The organism is Larsenimonas rhizosphaerae, from assembly GCF_026240105.1.
In the GTDB taxonomy this organism is placed as follows: domain Bacteria; phylum Pseudomonadota; class Gammaproteobacteria; order Pseudomonadales; family Halomonadaceae; genus Larsenimonas; species Larsenimonas rhizosphaerae.
In genome coordinates, this window is the sequence record NZ_JAPIVE010000001.1 from 1,321,384 (window position 1) to 1,337,567 (window position 16,184).

15 protein-coding genes and 1 tRNA gene are annotated in these 16,184 nt (G+C 59.6%); 9 read left to right on the plus strand and 7 right to left on the minus strand.

The genetic code is table 11. The features are described from left to right. The 3 genes from OQ287_RS06155 to OQ287_RS06165 form a co-directional block, all read right to left on the minus strand. Positions 1-1,086 (minus strand): ABC transporter ATP-binding protein, encoded by a 1,086-nt coding sequence (locus OQ287_RS06155; RefSeq protein WP_250937747.1) that lies wholly within the window; start codon positions 1,084-1,086, stop codon positions 1-3. A 61-nt stretch (positions 1,087-1,147) separates the two neighbouring features. Beyond that, positions 1,148-2,425 carry an NAD(P)/FAD-dependent oxidoreductase gene (locus tag OQ287_RS06160; RefSeq protein WP_265895843.1) on the minus strand — a complete coding sequence of 426 codons (1,278 nt, stop codon included), beginning with the start codon at positions 2,423-2,425 and terminating at the stop codon, positions 1,148-1,150. Positions 2,426-2,595: 170 nt separating this feature from the next. Next, positions 2,596-3,564 carry a LysR family transcriptional regulator gene (locus OQ287_RS06165; RefSeq protein ID WP_265895844.1) on the minus strand — a complete coding sequence of 323 codons (969 nt, stop codon included), beginning with the start codon at positions 3,562-3,564 and terminating at the stop codon, positions 2,596-2,598. Between the two features lie 170 nt (positions 3,565-3,734). Here OQ287_RS06165 and OQ287_RS06170 point away from each other — a divergent pair, with 170 nt between their 5' ends. Further along, a complete protein-coding gene (locus tag OQ287_RS06170) occupies positions 3,735-5,057 on the plus strand; it encodes an aminotransferase class III-fold pyridoxal phosphate-dependent enzyme (RefSeq protein WP_265895845.1) in 1,323 nt (440 codons plus the stop codon). Here the strand turns inward: OQ287_RS06170 and OQ287_RS06175 are convergent. Genes OQ287_RS06175 through hemA form a run of 4 tightly spaced genes read right to left on the minus strand, consistent with a single transcriptional unit; the run spans position 5,054 to position 9,029 of the window. Further along, positions 5,054-5,809 carry a HesA/MoeB/ThiF family protein gene (locus OQ287_RS06175; RefSeq protein ID WP_265895846.1) on the minus strand — a complete coding sequence of 252 codons (756 nt, stop codon included), beginning with the start codon at positions 5,807-5,809 and terminating at the stop codon, positions 5,054-5,056. The two genes, OQ287_RS06170 and OQ287_RS06175, sit on opposite strands and share 4 nt — an antisense overlap. Positions 5,810-5,827: 18 nt before the next feature. Next, positions 5,828-6,667, minus strand: coding sequence for a peptide chain release factor N(5)-glutamine methyltransferase (prmC, locus tag OQ287_RS06180; protein ID WP_265895847.1), 840 nt, complete (start codon positions 6,665-6,667; stop codon positions 5,828-5,830). Next, entirely contained in the window at positions 6,667-7,755 is a 1,089-nt protein-coding gene (gene prfA, locus OQ287_RS06185; protein WP_265895848.1) for a peptide chain release factor 1, read from the minus strand. The genes prmC and prfA overlap by 1 nt, the downstream gene beginning before the upstream one ends. Beyond that, positions 7,752-9,029 (minus strand): glutamyl-tRNA reductase, encoded by a 1,278-nt coding sequence (hemA, locus tag OQ287_RS06190; protein ID WP_250938059.1) that lies wholly within the window; start codon positions 9,027-9,029, stop codon positions 7,752-7,754. Before hemA ends, prfA begins: the two co-directional genes overlap by 4 nt. 265 nt (positions 9,030-9,294) lie before the next feature. On the opposite strand from hemA, the gene OQ287_RS06195 reads away from it, so the two are divergent. The 8 genes from OQ287_RS06195 to ychF all read left to right on the plus strand — a co-directional run bounded on the left by OQ287_RS06195 (position 9,295) and on the right by ychF (position 16,139). After that, positions 9,295-11,037: a tetratricopeptide repeat protein gene (locus tag OQ287_RS06195; protein ID WP_265895849.1), complete on the plus strand. Its 1,743-nt coding sequence runs from the start codon at positions 9,295-9,297 to the stop codon at positions 11,035-11,037. A gap of 4 nt (positions 11,038-11,041) precedes the next feature. Beyond that, positions 11,042-11,644 carry a lipoprotein insertase outer membrane protein LolB gene (lolB, locus tag OQ287_RS06200; RefSeq protein ID WP_265895850.1) on the plus strand — a complete coding sequence of 201 codons (603 nt, stop codon included), beginning with the start codon at positions 11,042-11,044 and terminating at the stop codon, positions 11,642-11,644. Continuing rightward, positions 11,641-12,510 carry a 4-(cytidine 5'-diphospho)-2-C-methyl-D-erythritol kinase gene (ispE, locus tag OQ287_RS06205; protein ID WP_265895851.1) on the plus strand — a complete coding sequence of 290 codons (870 nt, stop codon included), beginning with the start codon at positions 11,641-11,643 and terminating at the stop codon, positions 12,508-12,510. Before lolB ends, ispE begins: the two co-directional genes overlap by 4 nt. A gap of 21 nt (positions 12,511-12,531) precedes the next feature. Next, positions 12,532-12,606, plus strand: a tRNA-Gln gene (locus OQ287_RS06210). Positions 12,607-12,685: 79 nt separating this feature from the next. Further along, entirely contained in the window at positions 12,686-13,627 is a 942-nt protein-coding gene (locus OQ287_RS06215; protein ID WP_250937799.1) for a ribose-phosphate pyrophosphokinase, read from the plus strand. Between the two features lie 109 nt (positions 13,628-13,736). Continuing rightward, the gene (locus OQ287_RS06220) at positions 13,737-14,387 is read left to right on the plus strand and encodes a 50S ribosomal protein L25/general stress protein Ctc (protein WP_265895852.1); all 651 of its coding nucleotides are present in this window, start codon (positions 13,737-13,739) and stop codon (positions 14,385-14,387) included. A gap of 16 nt (positions 14,388-14,403) precedes the next feature. After that, complete coding sequence (gene pth, locus OQ287_RS06225) at positions 14,404-14,985, plus strand: aminoacyl-tRNA hydrolase (protein WP_250937801.1); 582 nt, start codon at positions 14,404-14,406, stop codon at positions 14,983-14,985. A gap of 62 nt (positions 14,986-15,047) precedes the next feature. Further along, positions 15,048-16,139 carry a redox-regulated ATPase YchF gene (gene ychF / locus OQ287_RS06230; RefSeq protein WP_250937802.1) on the plus strand — a complete coding sequence of 364 codons (1,092 nt, stop codon included), beginning with the start codon at positions 15,048-15,050 and terminating at the stop codon, positions 16,137-16,139. The last annotated feature ends 45 nt before the right edge of the window (positions 16,140-16,184 follow it).

Consider the following 16,184-nt stretch of genomic DNA (forward strand, 5'->3'; position numbering starts at 1 on the left):
TTATTCCCCGTCGGTCACGGTGACAATGTCTTCGGGGCAGATGCTGATAGGCACACGTTCGCCGTTCTTGTGCAGCTTCTGCCCCTGATTGCTGCTGAGCGCCCTCAGGGATACCTCCCCGACATCAAGGCGGTATTCGATATAGCTGCCTCGATAAAAGCTCTCACGTACCACCGCCGTAAAGTAATTGGCATCCGTTTCGGCATCCTCACCCAGCTCAATGGTTTCAGGCCGAATCAACACCTTGTCACCGTGGGTCCGGGTGTCCACCGTCAGACGGCCCAGCGGCGTATCAAGAAGGTCACCCTCCCGAGAAGTAATATCAAACAGGTTGTCATGCCCCATGAAGCGAGCCACAAAGGTGTTTGCCGGACGCTCGAAGATTTCACGCGGCGTGCCCAGATGCTGAATCTTGCCGTTATTGAGAACAGCGATGCGATCGGACATGACCATGGCTTCCTGCTGATCGTGCGTCACGAACACAAACGTCATGCCCAGACGACGCTGAATTCGCTGCAATTCGACCTGCAACTGACCACGAAGGCCGGCGTCCAGCGCCGACAGGGGCTCATCAAGCAGCAGCACATTGGGTTCACATACCAGAGCCCGTGCCAGCGCGATACGCTGACGCTGCCCACCGGAAAGCTGATCGATGCGCCGGCCCAGCAGGGGCGTAAGCTTGATGAATTCTGCCATCTCACGTACGCGCCGCTGACGGTCATCCTTTTCCACGCCCTGCATCTTGAGGCCGAAGGCAATGTTGTCTTCGACGTTCAGATGAGGAAACAGCGCATAGGACTGAAATACGGTATTGACGCTGCGCTTGTGAGGCGGAACTTCAGTGACATCATGGCCACCAATCCGAACAACCCCCTTGTTGGCGGTATCCAGACCAGCCAGAATCCGCAGCAGCGTGGTTTTCCCGCACCCGGAAGGGCCGAGCAGTGTAAAGAATTCACCGGCACGGATGGTGAGATCCACGCCATCCAGCGCTATCACATCCCGGCTGAAGGATTTCTCTAGCCCTTCCAGAGTGATGGAAGGCGCCGGTCGGCCGGCGTCGTCGGTTGCCAATGCATTTGTCATCAATTTGCCTACAGAAAAAGTGTCACAACATCCGGCCGAATGCTCGCTTCGACCGCTGCCCCTACAGCCGATCCTTCAACTTGAAAAACGAGGTCGCCAGCACCAGCAGAGGGGTTCGTAACCGCTGACCACCAGGAAAGCTCCGGTGTTTCAATGCGGCAAAGTGATCAAACCGCCGTGGTTTGCCGGCAATGGCTTCACACAGGAGCTTGCCGGCCAGACCGGCCAGCGCCAGACCATGGCCCGAATACCCGTCGGCATAATAAAGGTGCTCTCCATGACGCCCCAGATGAGGCGCCCGGTTGCGTGTAATGGCCACGTCACCTCCCCAGCGGTAATCGATCGAGATACCTTCCAGTACCGGAAACAGCCAGGTCATCTTGTCCTGCATTCGCTGCAGCAGCCCGGGCGGCTCACGCCCGTTATAGCTGACCTGACCGCCATACAGCAGGCGCTGATCGCCGGAAAGCCGATAATAATCCAGCACGAAGTTGGCATCCGAGACGGCCTCATTGAACGGCAGTACCCGGGCGACCTGTTCATCGCTGAGCGGTTCGGTAGCAATAATGTAATTGGCTACCGGCATCAGCTTTGATGCCAGTGGCGGCACCAGCCCCTGATGATAGGCGTTGGTTGTCAATACGACCTTTTGGGCGCGGATAGTGCCTGATGGGGTTGTCACTCGGCAAGGCTCACCCTGCGTTATTGCGGTAGCAGGTGAATGTTCGAAGATATCGACCCCGGCGTCACTGGCTGCCCTCGCCAGCCCCAGGGTGTAATTAAGCGGATGAAGATGGCCGGCCCCCGGCTCGGAAAGCCCACCGAGGTAGGCATCCGTAACAACCCGCTCCCTCAGTGCGGAGGCATCCAGCCACTCAAGGCCTTCATAGCCATAACGGGAGGCCATCGTAGCCTGCCAGCCTTTCAATTCTTCCACGTGACGCGCCTTGAGCGCCACATGCAGGTAACCGGATCGGAAATCACAGGGGATGGAATATTGCCGGATCAGTGACTGCACCAGCTCGACGGCCTCAAGGCTCATGGTCCAGATCGCACGTGCAGCGTCCAGCCCCAGCTGACGCTCTATCACGGCAAGATCAGTGCCAAGTCCGGGCAGGATCTGCCCGCCACTCCGCCCTGATGCACCATAACCAATGGTTTTACCTTCCAGCAGCGCAACACGATACCCTTCGTGGGCAAGATGCAACGCCGCCGAGCAGCCACTGATGCCGCCACCAATGACACAGACATCCACCTCCCGGTCTTCGGAAAGCGAGGGGCACGGTACCCAGGGTACCGTCACACTGTCTTCGTAGTACGAATTGACCGCGACCGACATAAGGGCTCCAGACCATGAAGACGAGCATTTCATCTCGCGTTGTTATTGATATCTCAAGGTCGCTCTTTTTCCAACGCCCCGGTAAAGGCTGTCAATGATAATTCAACTCACGGCTTCAACGCCGCTGTCATGAACCAGACGACAGCATCAATGAAACCATACCGCTCATTTCATGCCGAGTCATTGCTCATGACCTGGGCGAGAGTTGCCATGAAGCCTTCACGCAGCCGATGGGGGCGCTGCTCGCGGCGATAGATGGCCAGCATCGCGGTGCTGAACTGCCAGGTCGGCAGGGCGACGGACACGAGCCGCCCCTGGGCCACCCAGGGCGTCGCCATGTGTACGGGCAGGAATCCGACATAGCGTCCGGTCAGAATCAAAAACGCCATGCCTTCCCGATTGGAGGCTGTCGCGGTACTGCGCAACTGCCGCTGCAGTGCATGGCCGGCAGGAGGAAGGGCATACTCGGGCGATACGGCCTCACAATCAGGCAACGCCTCCTCCAACCCGGCCTGCGGCATGATGGCCAACGGGTGGTCCGGCGTGACATACAAGGCCGAGGTCTCTTCGTAAAGCGACTGGTATATCAAACCCTCCAGCCGATGACGTGCCGGCACAACTCCGACCTGAAGCTGACCGTCCAGCACCCCCTGCTCGACCTGTTCCGGTGTCAGCATGTGCAAATGAACATGCACCGCCGGAAAGTCCGCGCTGAACCGGGCCAGTGCATGCGTGATCGACATCTCCGGCAGAGACACCAGCGCATCCGCCAGCCCCAGCGCCAGACTGCCGCGCGGTGTCTGATGGACGCTATCGATGTCATCGAGAAATCCATCGACGGCCCTGAACAGTCGCGTGGCAGCCTCGAAGACCTGCTCACCTTCCGAGGTCATCTGAAAGCCGGCCCGCCCGCGATGGCACAGCCGAAGGCCCAGGCGTGTTTCAAGATCCGCCATGTACGTGCTGATGGAAGACCGTCCCACACCCAGCACCGGCTCAGCAGCACTGAACCCGCCACTGTTCACCACGGCCATGAAAACACGCAACAATCTGAGATCGACATCACTGACCTGCCCCAGCGCCCGACCTCGTCCCACGAAGGGCAGATCCATGCTCGACAATGCCTGATGATTATCCATGCCGCCCTGCCCTCGAAACACTATCCCTATAGTCAACACTAATCAGGCGCCTGCTTGAATAGCGATGGATTGCTAATCGCCAACGTAAACGTCTTGATCCTTCTATTGCTTCCAGGGACCTCCTTTGGACATCATTGGCTGATCAACGCTCGCCTGCCTGGAGAACACTCATGTCCCATACCGATGTTTCCGACTCGGCATACTGGCTGCCCTTTTCCGGCAACCGCGCCTTTCATGATACTCCACGCATCATTACACGCGCTGAAGGCCGTTATCTGTTTGATGACAGGGACGCACGCAAGTTTGACTCGCTCTCCGGATTATGGTGCTGCGGGGCCGGCCACAATCGCCGCGAGATTCAACAGGCCGTGGCCCGGCAGCTGGAAACGCTGGACTATTCACCCGCCTTTCAGTATGCCCACCCCCAGGCCTTCACACTGGCAAAACGCCTTGCCAGCATGGCACCGGAAGGCCTTGATCATGTCTTCTTTACCAATAGCGGCTCGGATGCAGCAGATACGGCCATCAAGATGGCCAGAGCCTACTGGCGTCTGCGGGGGCGTCCGGAAAAGATACGGCTGATCGGCCGTGCCAAGGGCTATCATGGCGTCAATGTCGGTGGTACCAGTGTCGGTGGCATCGGCCCCAACCGCATGGCCTATGGCCCGCTGCTGGAAACCAGCCACCTGCCTCACACCCTGCAGCCGGAGCTGTCATTTACCCGCGGTCAGGCAGACACCGGCGCCGAGCTGGCTGATGCCCTGCTGGATCATATCGCCCTGCAGGGCGCGGACAACATCGCTGCCGTTATCGTGGAGCCCATGTCCGGCTCCGCAGGAGTCATCGTGCCGCCAAGGGGGTATCTGGAACGCCTTCGTGCCCTGTGCACCGAGCACGAGATCCTGCTGATATTCGATGAAGTCATTACAGGATTTGGACGTGTAGGCGCCGCCTTCGGGGCCCAGGCATTTGGCGTCACGCCGGATATCCTGACTCTTGCCAAACAGGTCACCAACGGCGCTATCCCGATGGGCGCTGTCATTGCTGACCGCACCATTCACGACGCCTTCATGAACCAGAGCAGCGCCCGACATGCCATCGAGTTTACGCACGGGTATACCTATTCGGCGCACCCGGTAGCCTGTGCCGCCGCGCTGGCCGCACTGGATTTATATGAGCAGGAGGATTTTCCGGGTCAGACACGACGGCTTGCACCGCATTTCGAAGAAGGGCTGCACTCACTCAAGGGGGTGCCGGGCATAACCGACCTGCGCAATTACGGCCTTGCTGGCGCAATTCAGCTCGCACCGCGAGACGCGGACCCGACCCTGCAGCCCACGAACATCGCCAAAACCCTGTGGGAGCAGGGCTTTTATGTTCGTCACGGCGGCGATACCCTGCAGTTTGCTCCCCCCTTCTCGACCACTCCCGAGGAACTGAGCGCGCTGTTCAATGCGGTGGGCGAAGCGATAGAGCATCACGGGCAGGGCTAACCGCCCGCCCGGTCTCGGCAGGTCGAACAGGCAGGGTCACGCGGCACATCAAACTGCCGCCACTCTCCTGACAGACCATCCAGCGTCGACAGGCCGCCTGCCCGCGCCCCCGCCCCACTCAGCAGCTTCACCGCCTCAAGGGCCTGGAAGGCGCCAATGATGCCCACCAGCGGTGCGACTACACCGCTTTCGGCGCAGGTCAGCTCATCGTCTTCAGTGGAATCACCGTACAGACAGGCGTAACAGGGAGAGGCCTCATCGCGCGGATCGAATACCGCCAACTGCCCGGAAAAACGAATGGCGGCACCGGAAACCAGCGGCGTGCCCGCAGCCATGCAGGCACGATTGATCTGATAGCGGCTTGTGAAACGATCCGTGCAGTCCAGTACCACATCGGCCTCCACCGCCAGCGCACGCATATGCGTCTCATCCGGACGAGACGTCAACGCATCGATATGACAGGAGGGGTTGAGTGCCAGCGCCTGGCGTCGGGCAGACTCTGCCTTTGACTGGCCAAGTGATGAAGTGGTGTGCGAGATCTGACGCTGGAGGTTGGTGACGTCCACTACATCGTCATCCACCAGCGTCAGATGACCAATGCCGCTGGCCGCCAGATACAGGGCCGCAGGAGACCCAAGACCACCGACGCCCATGATGACAACGTGAGCGGCCAGCAGGCGCTCCTGACCGACGATATCCATCTGGGGAAGCATGATGTGCCGGCTGTAACGCAGCAGGGCCGAGTCATCCATTTCGAAATCCTTTTGGGGTTACGTCAGACGTGCAAGGGTCACGCGATCACGTCGCCCGATATCCTGCACGGTATCAATATGGCCGAACCCGGCCTGGTGCATGGCACATCGAACCGCCTCGCCCTGCCCGTGCCCATGCTCCAGCAGCAGCCAGCCGCCGGGGAACAGCCATGTACGGGCTTCATTCACCAGATGAGCAAGATCATCGAGCCCCTCACCGGTGGCAACCAGCGCAGAGCGCGGCTCGAAGCGCACATCGCCCTGATCCAGGTGCTCATCATGGTCGGCAATATAGGGCGGGTTCGAGACAATCACATCAAAGTGCATCGGAGGCAGGCCATCGAACCAGTTGCCTTGCCGGCAACGGATATCAAGGTTCAGACGCTGCGCGTTGCGCCGGGCAAGCGCCACCGCCTCATCAAACAGGTCGACCGCCGTAACGTCCCAGCCGGGGCGCTCGCTTTTAAGAGCCAGTGCGATGGCACCGGTGCCTGTTCCAAGGTCCAGCAGCTGCCCCGTTTTACCCGGCATGCGCATCAGTGCCTGTTCAACCAGACACTCGGTATCAGGGCGGGGAATCAGCGTGGCCGGCGAGGTGTAAAGAGGCAGCCCCCAGAACTCCCGCTCGCCGACAAGATAAGCCACGGGCTCACCCTCGGCTCGGCGGCTGACAAGTGCCTGATAAGCCGCCAGATCAGACGAATCCACGAGCCGATCATTCCACGTATAAAGCCAGGTGCGGGACCGCTCAAGGACATGCGCCAGCAGAACATCAGCATCGAGTCGCGCCGTGTCCGATATATTGCCGAGCTGTTCCGCAGCCTCCGCCAGAACAGCATCAATACGCGCCGCTGACATCAGGAGGCCTGCATGGCTGACAACTGATCTGCCTGATGTTCCTGCACCAGGCTATCGATGATGTCGCCCAGCTCATTGCCAAGAATGATTTCGTTCAGCTTGTAAAGCGTCAGATTGATACGGTGATCGGTAACCCGCCCCTGAGGAAAGTTATAGGTGCGAATGCGCTCACTGCGATCGCCCGATCCAACCAGCGAACGACGCTCATCAGCCTGCTGCTGCTGAAGCGAACTTTCCGCAGCCTGCTTGATTCTTGCCGCCAGCAGTGACATCGCCTTGGCACGGTTCTTGTGCTGTGAACGTTCATCCTGACACTCGACGACCGTACCGGTTGGCAGGTGGGTGATACGGATGGCCGAATCCGTGGTATTGACGTGCTGACCGCCTGCGCCACTGGCACGGAAGGTATCCACGCGCAGATCCGAGGCGCTGAGCTCGACGTCATCCACGCTGTCTGCTTCCGGCATGATGGCCACGGTACAGGCCGAGGTATGGATGCGGCCCTGGGATTCCGTCGCCGGCACCCGTTGCACCCGGTGCGCACCGGATTCGAACTTGAGTCGGCCATACACTCCCTGACCGGACAGACGCGCGATGACTTCCTTGTAGCCGCCGTGTTCGCCCGGACTCTGGCTGATGATCTCTGTCCGCCAGCCCTGCAGCTCACCGTACCGGGAATACATGCGAAACAGATCCCCGGCAAAGATGGCGGCTTCATCTCCGCCTGTGCCGGCACGAACCTCAAGAAAGACGCTGCGTTCGTCATTCGGGTCCTTTGGCACCAGCAGTTTCTTGAGCTGACCTTCCTGTACCTCGAGCTGATCGGTCAGCAAATACCACTCCTGCTCACCCATGTCGCGCATGTCAGCGTCGTCATCTTCTCGAAGGGTCGCCGCTTCCTCGCGGTCGGCTTCCAGACGGCGATAACTCGCCCATGCCTCGACCAGAGGTTCGAGATCGGCATATTCACGGGAATAGTCACGGAAACGACGCTGATCCCCGATGACCTCGGGGTCGGACAAGAGAGCGGCCAGTTCCTCGAAGCGTTCGGAAAAACCATCGAGACGTTGACGCAGTGATGCTTTCATGAAGGGTCCTGTTCTGCCTCTGAAGGGTCCAGCAATAATTCTTCGGCGGCCTGCAGCAGGTCAAGCCGCTCGGCGCCCGAGGCTTCGCGCAGGCGCCGGGTGGTGCCATGCAACAGCCGGTTGTTGAGTTGATGGGTCAGCCGGCGAATGACCTCCTCCGCCGATTGCCCCTGGGCGAGCTGGGCAAGCGCCTGGGCCTCCGCATCGCGACGCAGTCGTTCGGCCTGCTGGCGATACTGACGGATGACCTGGCCGCCCCCTCTGATCCGGCGCTCGTGCTGCCAGGCATCGATACCCGCCGTAATGATCAGTTCGGCCTGATCGGCCGCGGCCTGGCGCTGACGACGGTTTTCTTCGATCACATCGTGAAGGTCATCGACGGTATAGAGAAAAACGTCGTCCAGCTCACCGACCTGGGTTTCAATATCCCGGGGTACCGCGATATCCACCATGAACATGGGACGAAATCGCCGCGTCTTGAGCGCCGCCTCCACCATGCCCTTGCCCAGGATCGGCAGCGGACTAGCGGTGGATGAAATAACGATATCGGCACAGGTCAGTGCAGACGGAATTTCTTCAAGCCCGATTGCCGCCCCGCCTACTTCATCAGCCAGCGTCTGAGCACGCTCCTGAGTGCGGTTGGCCACGATAATACCCTGAATACCGGCTTCCCGGAGATGACGCGCCACCAGTTCGATGGTTTCTCCGGCACCGATCAGCAGCGCCCGCGAGCGAGAAAAGTCATCGAAGATGCGGCTGGCCAGGTTTACGGCAGCAAAGGCCACGGAGACCGGGTTTTCACCGATTCCCGTATCGGTACGTACCTGCTTGGCAACCGAAAAGGTATGCTGAAAGAGCCGATCCAGCTCGCCCTTTACCGTTTTCTGATATTGCGCCTTTTGATAGGCATCCTTGAGCTGCCCCAGGATCTGGGGCTCGCCCAGCACCATGGAATCCAGACCACAGGCTACGCGCATCAGATGGCGTGCGGCCTCGGGGCCGGTGTGGCAGTAGCTGCACGCCCTGATTTCCTCGATAGACACGCCATGATAACGGCTGAACCACTCCACCACGGCCTGCTCGTCACCCGCCGTTTCAAGTGCGCAATACAGCTCGGTACGGTTGCAGGTAGACAGCACGACCGATCCTCTGACGCCCGGGATGGCCGTCATGTCGATCAGCGCATCATTGAGCTCGACCGGCGAGAACGCGATTTTTTCGCGCACATCGACAGCAGCGGTGCGGTGATTGATACCCAGTGCGAGAAGCGTCATATTACGGTGTCGTTCAGAGAGCTTGGCGGCGCAGACCTCACTGGCGTCCTCCGGCGCAGCGCTCTCCTTGCCAGGCGAACGATACGTCTCGGGTTCCATGGTCCTCGTCAGGTTTATCATCGTCGGTAGATCAGAGAGACTGATAGCCCCCTGCTCCTTGATAAACGGGCATTCTACCATAGCGTTGGCGTCCTTGGGATGGCGTGAATACGCAGGAATGCACTCATCGCCTGCACTGAACAAACACCTAATATACGAGGGCTGGATGGGCATTCGCACATTGTTCTTTCCTATAGTTGCCATTGGTCTGGGCACCTTGAACGGCTGCGCCGCACCGGCCACGCCCTCCGCCTTTTCCGATCGTCAGCTCATGTATACGCCGAATGATTCCGACCGAAGCGCTGATCTGGAAAGGCTGTTGACCGCCGAACTGGCGGCCTCCCGCGGCCAGTTTGAAACGGCCACCAGGGAGTACCTGAGCCATGGCGAGCGCATGACTACACCCGCCATGGCGGAGCGGGCCACGCGACTGGCCGGGCAGACCAATGATGAGCTGCTGCTGCGCCAGACCGCCAGCCTGTGGGCTGAAGTCGCCCCTGCCAACCCTCTTCCACGACATATACTGGCGGAGCTGGCAGGAAGTAACAGGGACTGGCCAGAAGCACTGACGCTGTTGCTGACATTACCCCCGGATGAGCGCCCTACCCTGGCTGGTTTCATTGATAACGCCATTCATCATGGGGCCGATGCCAAAGGCTTCATACCGCCTCTCCAGCGACACATCGCCGCACACCCGACGGATCAGGAAGCTCGTCTGGCGCTGATTCTGGCCGACATTCATGCTGACAGACTGGACGTGGCCCGACAGCGTTATCAGCAAGAGCGTCCGGAGAGCATCCGGTCAACAGGCGTCAACTACTGGCTGGTAGGGCAGCAACTCTGGCTCGCCGACCGGCAGCCGGATCGGGCCATTGCCTCGGCCCGCGCGGGCCTTGCGGTGCATCCGAATGATTACCGACTGACAGTGGCACTGATTCAGGCACGTCTCGCCGCCGGAGAGCCTGAACGCACCCGCCCACTGACGGCGCAACTGCTGGCCCGAACAGATGACGATACAAGCCTGCGCCTGTCACTGGCCCGGCTTCACCTGGGATACAAGGCCCCCGAACAGGCCATGGCACTGCTATCCCCCCTGCTGGACACGGATCAACCGGAGGGCCTGCTGCTGGCCGCCTCGGCAGCCACCCAGCAGAACAATCCTTCACAGGCACTGGTCTATTATGAGCGCATCCCTGAAGGTAGTGCATTCATGGCAGCCCAACGGCAGGCCGTAGCCCTGTTGCTGGACATCAATCAGCCTGATGACGCCGTGGCATGGCTGCAGGCGCAACGGGATCGTCATCCACACTACCTTGCCGAACTGGCAGCCAGCCAGGTAGCCCTGCTGGATCGCCTCGACGCACCCGGGCAGGGCGATCAGCTGCTGAACGACCTGATAGACAATCACCCCGATCACAATGACGACCTTCTTTACCTTCGCGCCATGCGTCGCCTGAACCAGCAAAAAACAGGTCCGGCCCTTGACGATCTTCGTCTTCTGGTCGAGCGCCACCCCGACCAGCCTCACCTTCTCAACGCCTACGGATACACTCTGGCCGACCTTACTGACCGGTCCAGGGAGGCCATCGCACTCCTTGAAAAGGCACACCGGCTCGCCCCGGATGACCCGGCCATTCAGGACAGCCTGGGCTGGGCTTATACCCGTGCGGGTCGTTATCGAGAGGGAATCCTGTTGCTCAAACAGGCCTACAACGACATGCCGGACGAAGAACTTGCCGCCCATCTGGCCGAAGCCCTGTGGCTGGACAGGCATCGCCCGCAGGCACTTGCCGTCATCAACGATGCCCTTGAGCGTTTTGAAGAACACCCTACACTGGACGACCTGTTGTCACGTCACCCGAGCCTGAGGCCGGAACAGGGCACATCCTCCACCCAGATACACGAGTAGCTGCATGACACGTTCATTACCGCTGATAACCCTTGTTGCCCTGCTGGCCGGCTGCGCCACTCAGGCTCCTGGCCCCAACGGCACGCGCCATGTCGGGGACTGGAAAAACCAGCAGACCACGCTGGATGAGCTGGATACGTGGAAGCTCGCAGGCAAGGTAGGCCTGCGTGCGCCTGACACCCATCAGAGTGCCAACCTGGACTGGACACAACAGGCCAGCCATTATCGCCTGCTGCTGACCGGCCCCTTCGGCGCGGGTCGCACCGTGCTGGATGGCCAGCCCGGCCAGGTCACGCTGACCAATGGCGATGGAGAGTTCAGCGCCCCGACGCCGGAAGCCCTGATGCAGGAGCGTCTTGGCTGGTCGCTACCGGTCTCATCGCTGGATCACTGGATCAAGGCGCGCCCCGCCCCGGGCAGCGAATCGCATATCGAAAGAGATGATCTGGGCTTTCCGGCCACATTGAGTCAGGCCGGATGGGTCATTACCTACAAGCGCTGGACTCTGGTTGACGGCCTGTGGCTACCGGGCCGAATCACCATGACCCAGGGCGACATCCGTGCCGTACTGGTCGTAACCAACTGGCAGCCGGGAGCCTCGCCGTGAGCACGTTGTCCCTGCCCTGCCCGGCGAAACTGAACCTGATGCTAAATATCACCGGGCGGCGCTCCGATGGATACCACCTGCTGCAGACCCTTTTTCAGCTGCTTGATTACGGTGACACGCTGCACTTTCGCGACTCGGCCACCCCCGGCATACAGCTCGCCTCATCGATCGAGGGCGTAGCCCATGAGGACAATCTGATCGTTAGAGCGGCCAATGCCCTGATCGACTACACGGGAACCTCCCGGGGCGCCCTGCTTGATCTGGAAAAGCATCTGCCCATGGGCGGTGGGCTCGGCGGCGGCAGCTCCGATGCAGCAACCACTCTGGTCGGGCTTAACCAGCTCTGGTCACTGGGGCTTTCCCTCGACGTGCTGGCCCGACTTGCAGAGCCTCTGGGCGCGGATGTACCGGTATTTGTTCGCGGGTACAGCGCCTGGGCAGAGGGCATTGGCGAGCGACTGGAGCCAGTCACCCTGCCAGAGCAATGGTTTGTGGTCCTTCACCCCGGGCCACACGTATCGACTGCCTCCCTGTTTTCAACGCCGGACCTGCCCAGAAATACGCCACCAATCTCGCGCGACCAGGCCCTCACCCTGACCCATAACGACTGCGAGCAAGTCGCCCGACGCCTCTATCCTGAAATCGATGATGCCCTGACGTGGCTTGCGCCCTTCGGGCCTGCCCGACTGACAGGCACAGGCGCCTGTGTATTCTGCCCCTTGACGTCGGAGCAAGAGGCCGCTAACATTCTGCGCCGTATTCAGCAGGAGCGTGACACCCACGATGGTCGCCGGCAATGGCAGGCATTTGTGGCGAAAGGCTGTAATACTTCTCCCCTTCACATTACCGTGGACAGCCCCGGATAATGTGACTGGCAGACGACGTGTTGGGGTATAGCCAAGTGGTAAGGCACCGGTTTCTGGTATCGGCATTCCCAGGTTCGAATCCTGGTACCCCAGCCATTTACTTGATAACGTCTGGCTCAGTCTCGTTCTACCTGTTTCCTTATACGACTCCATTAGCGTCCAAAGGTGGCTGCGCGTGTCTAAATTGATGGTTTTCGCGGGGAACGCCAACCCCGAACTCGCCCGTAAAGTTGCAGAATGTCTCGATAACAGACTCGGCCATGCAACAGTTGGTCAGTTCAGTGATGGGGAAATCGCCGTTGAAATCAATGAAAATGTTCGCGGCAAGGACGTGTTCATTCTTCAATCTACCTGCTCCCCTACCAATGACAACCTGATGGAACTGATCCTGATGGTGGATGCGCTGCGTCGTGCATCGGCCACACGGATCACGGCCGTCGTACCCTACTTCGGGTATGCACGCCAGGACCGGCGCGTACGCTCAGCCCGCGTCCCCATCTCTGCCAAGCTGGTTGCCGACATGATGGTCAAGGCCGGTGTTGACCGTGTCATGACCATGGATCTTCACGCCGATCAGATTCAGGGCTTTTTCGACGTGCCCGTCGACAACGTCTACGGCTCTCCGATCCTTCTGGATGACATCGAACGCCAGAACTATGACGACATCGTCATCGTTTCGCCCGATGTCGGCGGCGTGGTACGTGCCCGAGCAATCGCCAAGCAGCTCAATACCGATCTTGCCATCATCGACAAGCGTCGCCCTCAGGCCAACCAGGCTCAGGTAATGCACATCATCGGCGAGATCAAGGATCGTACCTGTATTCTTGTCGACGACATGGTCGATACTGCCGGCACCCTGTGCAAGGCTGCCGAGGCACTCAAGGCCCACCAGGCTCGTCGTGTGGTGGCCTACGCCACTCACCCGATCCTGTCCGGCCCGGCCGTGGACAACATCAGCCAGTCCAAGCTCGATGAACTGGTCGTTGGTGACACTATTCCACTGTCGGAACATGCCCGCAGAAGCGGCAGAATCCGGCAGCTAAGCATGGCGGGACTGATCGCGGAAGCGATACGTCGCGTCAGCAATGAAGAATCCGTCAGCGCCATGTTCCACTAGGCACTGAGGTACTGGCGCCGCGCCATCGCGGCGCCTTTTTGGCGGAAACGGACAGTCTGGTCGCGGACAGCCGTTTTCGCCTTCATCATTTAAAGTGAGTAAATAAACCATGTCACAGCAATTCATTCTGAACTCTCACGTTCGCAGCGAGCTGGGGAAAGGTGCGAGCCGCCGCCTGCGTCGCAAGAACGATTTCGTTGCCGCTATCGTCTACGGCGGTGAAGCTGCACCGCAGCCGATCGCCATCGACAAGCCCGCCTTCTACAAGGCCATCGAAAGCGAATCCTTCTTCTCCTCCATCATTACGCTGGACATTGAAGGCAAGAAGGAAAGCGTGGTTGTACGCGACCTGCAGCGTCACCCGTACAAGCCGCTGATTACGCATGCCGACTTCCTGCGCGTTGATGCTACTCACGAACTGACCACGACGGTTCCGCTGCACTTCACCAACGACACCACCTGCAAGGGCGTGAAGGACGAAGGCGGTGTACTGCACGTTCTGAACAACGACGTTGAAATCAGCTGCCTGCCGAAGGACCTTCCGGAATATCTGGAAGTGGACGTGGCCGACCTGAGCATGGGCGACACCCTGCACCTGTCCGACATCAAACTGCCTTCCGGCGTATCTCTGGTTGCACTGAGCCACGGCGACGAAGACGCTGACTACGGCATCGTCAGTGTAACGCACGCAAGCCCGGGTACCGAGAGTGACGACGACGGTACCGGCGAAGCTGCCGATAGCGACGCCAGCGAAAGCTGAGTATAAGGACGCCTGCATGACGGACATTCGTGTATTGGTTGGTCTGGGAAACCCCGGCCAGCAGTATGAACTGACCCGACATAACGCAGGCGTCTGGTTTATCGAAGCCCTGGCAGGGCACTGCGGCACATCACTGCGCCCGGAAAAGAAATTTTTCGGCCAGTATGCCAAGGTCTCCTTTCAGGGCATCGAACTTCACCTCCTGGTCCCCACGACCTACATGAATCGCAGCGGTCAGGCCGTTGCCGCCCTTGCCAATTTCTTCAAGCTGCCCCCGGAAGCCTTTCTCGTCGCCCACGATGAGCTGGACATTCCCACGGGCCAGGCCCGCCTCAAGCAGGGTGGTGGCCATGGCGGACACAACGGACTTCGCGACATTATCAGTGCTACGGGCAATAACGCCGGCTTCATGCGCCTCCGCCTTGGCATAGATCACCCCGGCCAGGCAAAACTGGTCACCAATTACGTATTGAGCGCTCCCGGCAAGGCAGAGCGCCAGGCCATCGATGCCGCCATTGACGCTGCCATCGACTCCCTCCCCGCATTATTAAGCGGCGACAAGGCTCGCGCCATGAACCATCTTCATAGCGTAAAGTAACGCCCTGTCCGGTCAGCAGCCTTCCTTTTTACCCGTTTCAACACGACATACAGGATGACAGCATGGGTTTTAACTGCGGCATTGTCGGTCTCCCCAACGTCGGCAAATCGACACTGTTCAATGCATTGACCAAATCAGGCATCGACGCCGAAAACTTTCCCTTCTGCACCATCGAGCCCAACACCGGCATCGTACCGGTACCGGATCCACGCCAGGAAACCCTGGCAGGAATCGTCAAGCCGGAACGCACAATCCCGACCACCATGGAGTTCGTGGATATTGCAGGCCTCGTGGCAGGCGCATCCAAGGGCGAAGGTCTGGGCAACCAGTTTCTGGCCAACATCCGCGAAACCGACGCCATTGCTCACGTGGTGCGCTGCTTCGATAACGATAACGTTATCCATGTAGCCAACCAGGTGGACCCGACGGCCGATATCGAGACAATCAATATCGAGCTGGCTCTGGCAGACCTGGACAGCGTTGAGCGCGCCATTACCCGTCTGGCGCGGGCCGCCAAGGGGGGCGACAAGGATGCTGTTACGACAAAGGCCATTCTTGAACGCATCCAGCCGCACCTCGCCGAAGGCCAGCCACTGAGAAGCTTCGCACTCGACAGCGATGAGCTTTCACAGCTCAAGGGGTTCGGCTTCCTGACCCTCAAGCCGACCATGTACATTGCCAACGTCAATGAAGATGGCTTTGACAACAACCCCTACCTCGATATCGTGCGCGCCATTGCAGAACAGGAAGGCGCAGTAGTAGTTCCGGTCTGCAACAAGCTGGAATCCGAAATTGCCGAGCTGGATGACGAAGAACGTGGCATGTTTCTGGAAGAGCTCGGCATGAGCGAACCCGGGCTTGATCGGGTCATTCGTGCAGGCTATGACCTGTTGGGCCTTCAGACCTACTTCACGGCCGGCGTCAAGGAAGTACGCGCCTGGACCGTCAAGTGTGGCGCCACGGCCCCTCAGGCCGCCGGGGTCATCCACACCGATTTCCAGAAGGGCTTTATCCGCGCCGAAGTAGTTGCCTACGACGATTTCGTGGCAAACAACGGTGAACAGGGGGCGAAGGAAGCCGGAAAATGGCGCCTGGAAGGCAAGGACTACATCGTGAAGGACGGGGACGTCATTCACTTCCGGTTTAACGTCTAAAATCCTTGACTTGGCGGGGGCTGATCCGTATTATCCACCCCCGTT

Coding starts and splice junctions, on each gene's coding strand:
- OQ287_RS06160 (WP_265895843.1), bottom strand. CDS start 2,425: ATGTCGGTCGCGGTCAATTCGTACTACGAAGACAGTGTGACGGTACCC.
- hemA (WP_250938059.1), bottom strand. CDS start 9,029: ATGACGCTTCTCGCACTGGGTATCAATCACCGCACCGCTGCTGTCGAT.
- prfA (WP_265895848.1), bottom strand. CDS start 7,755: ATGAAAGCATCACTGCGTCAACGTCTCGATGGTTTTTCCGAACGCTTC.
- OQ287_RS06165 (WP_265895844.1), bottom strand. CDS start 3,564: ATGGATAATCATCAGGCATTGTCGAGCATGGATCTGCCCTTCGTGGGA.
- OQ287_RS06155 (WP_250937747.1), bottom strand. CDS start 1,086: ATGACAAATGCATTGGCAACCGACGACGCCGGCCGACCGGCGCCTTCC.
- OQ287_RS06175 (WP_265895846.1), bottom strand. CDS start 5,809: ATGGATGACTCGGCCCTGCTGCGTTACAGCCGGCACATCATGCTTCCC.
- prmC (WP_265895847.1), bottom strand. CDS start 6,667: ATGTCAGCGGCGCGTATTGATGCTGTTCTGGCGGAGGCTGCGGAACAG.
- OQ287_RS06220 (WP_265895852.1), top strand. CDS start 13,737: ATGTCACAGCAATTCATTCTGAACTCTCACGTTCGCAGCGAGCTGGGG.
- OQ287_RS06195 (WP_265895849.1), top strand. CDS start 9,295: ATGGGCATTCGCACATTGTTCTTTCCTATAGTTGCCATTGGTCTGGGC.
- OQ287_RS06170 (WP_265895845.1), top strand. CDS start 3,735: ATGTCCCATACCGATGTTTCCGACTCGGCATACTGGCTGCCCTTTTCC.
- pth (WP_250937801.1), top strand. CDS start 14,404: ATGACGGACATTCGTGTATTGGTTGGTCTGGGAAACCCCGGCCAGCAG.
- ychF (WP_250937802.1), top strand. CDS start 15,048: ATGGGTTTTAACTGCGGCATTGTCGGTCTCCCCAACGTCGGCAAATCG.
- lolB (WP_265895850.1), top strand. CDS start 11,042: ATGACACGTTCATTACCGCTGATAACCCTTGTTGCCCTGCTGGCCGGC.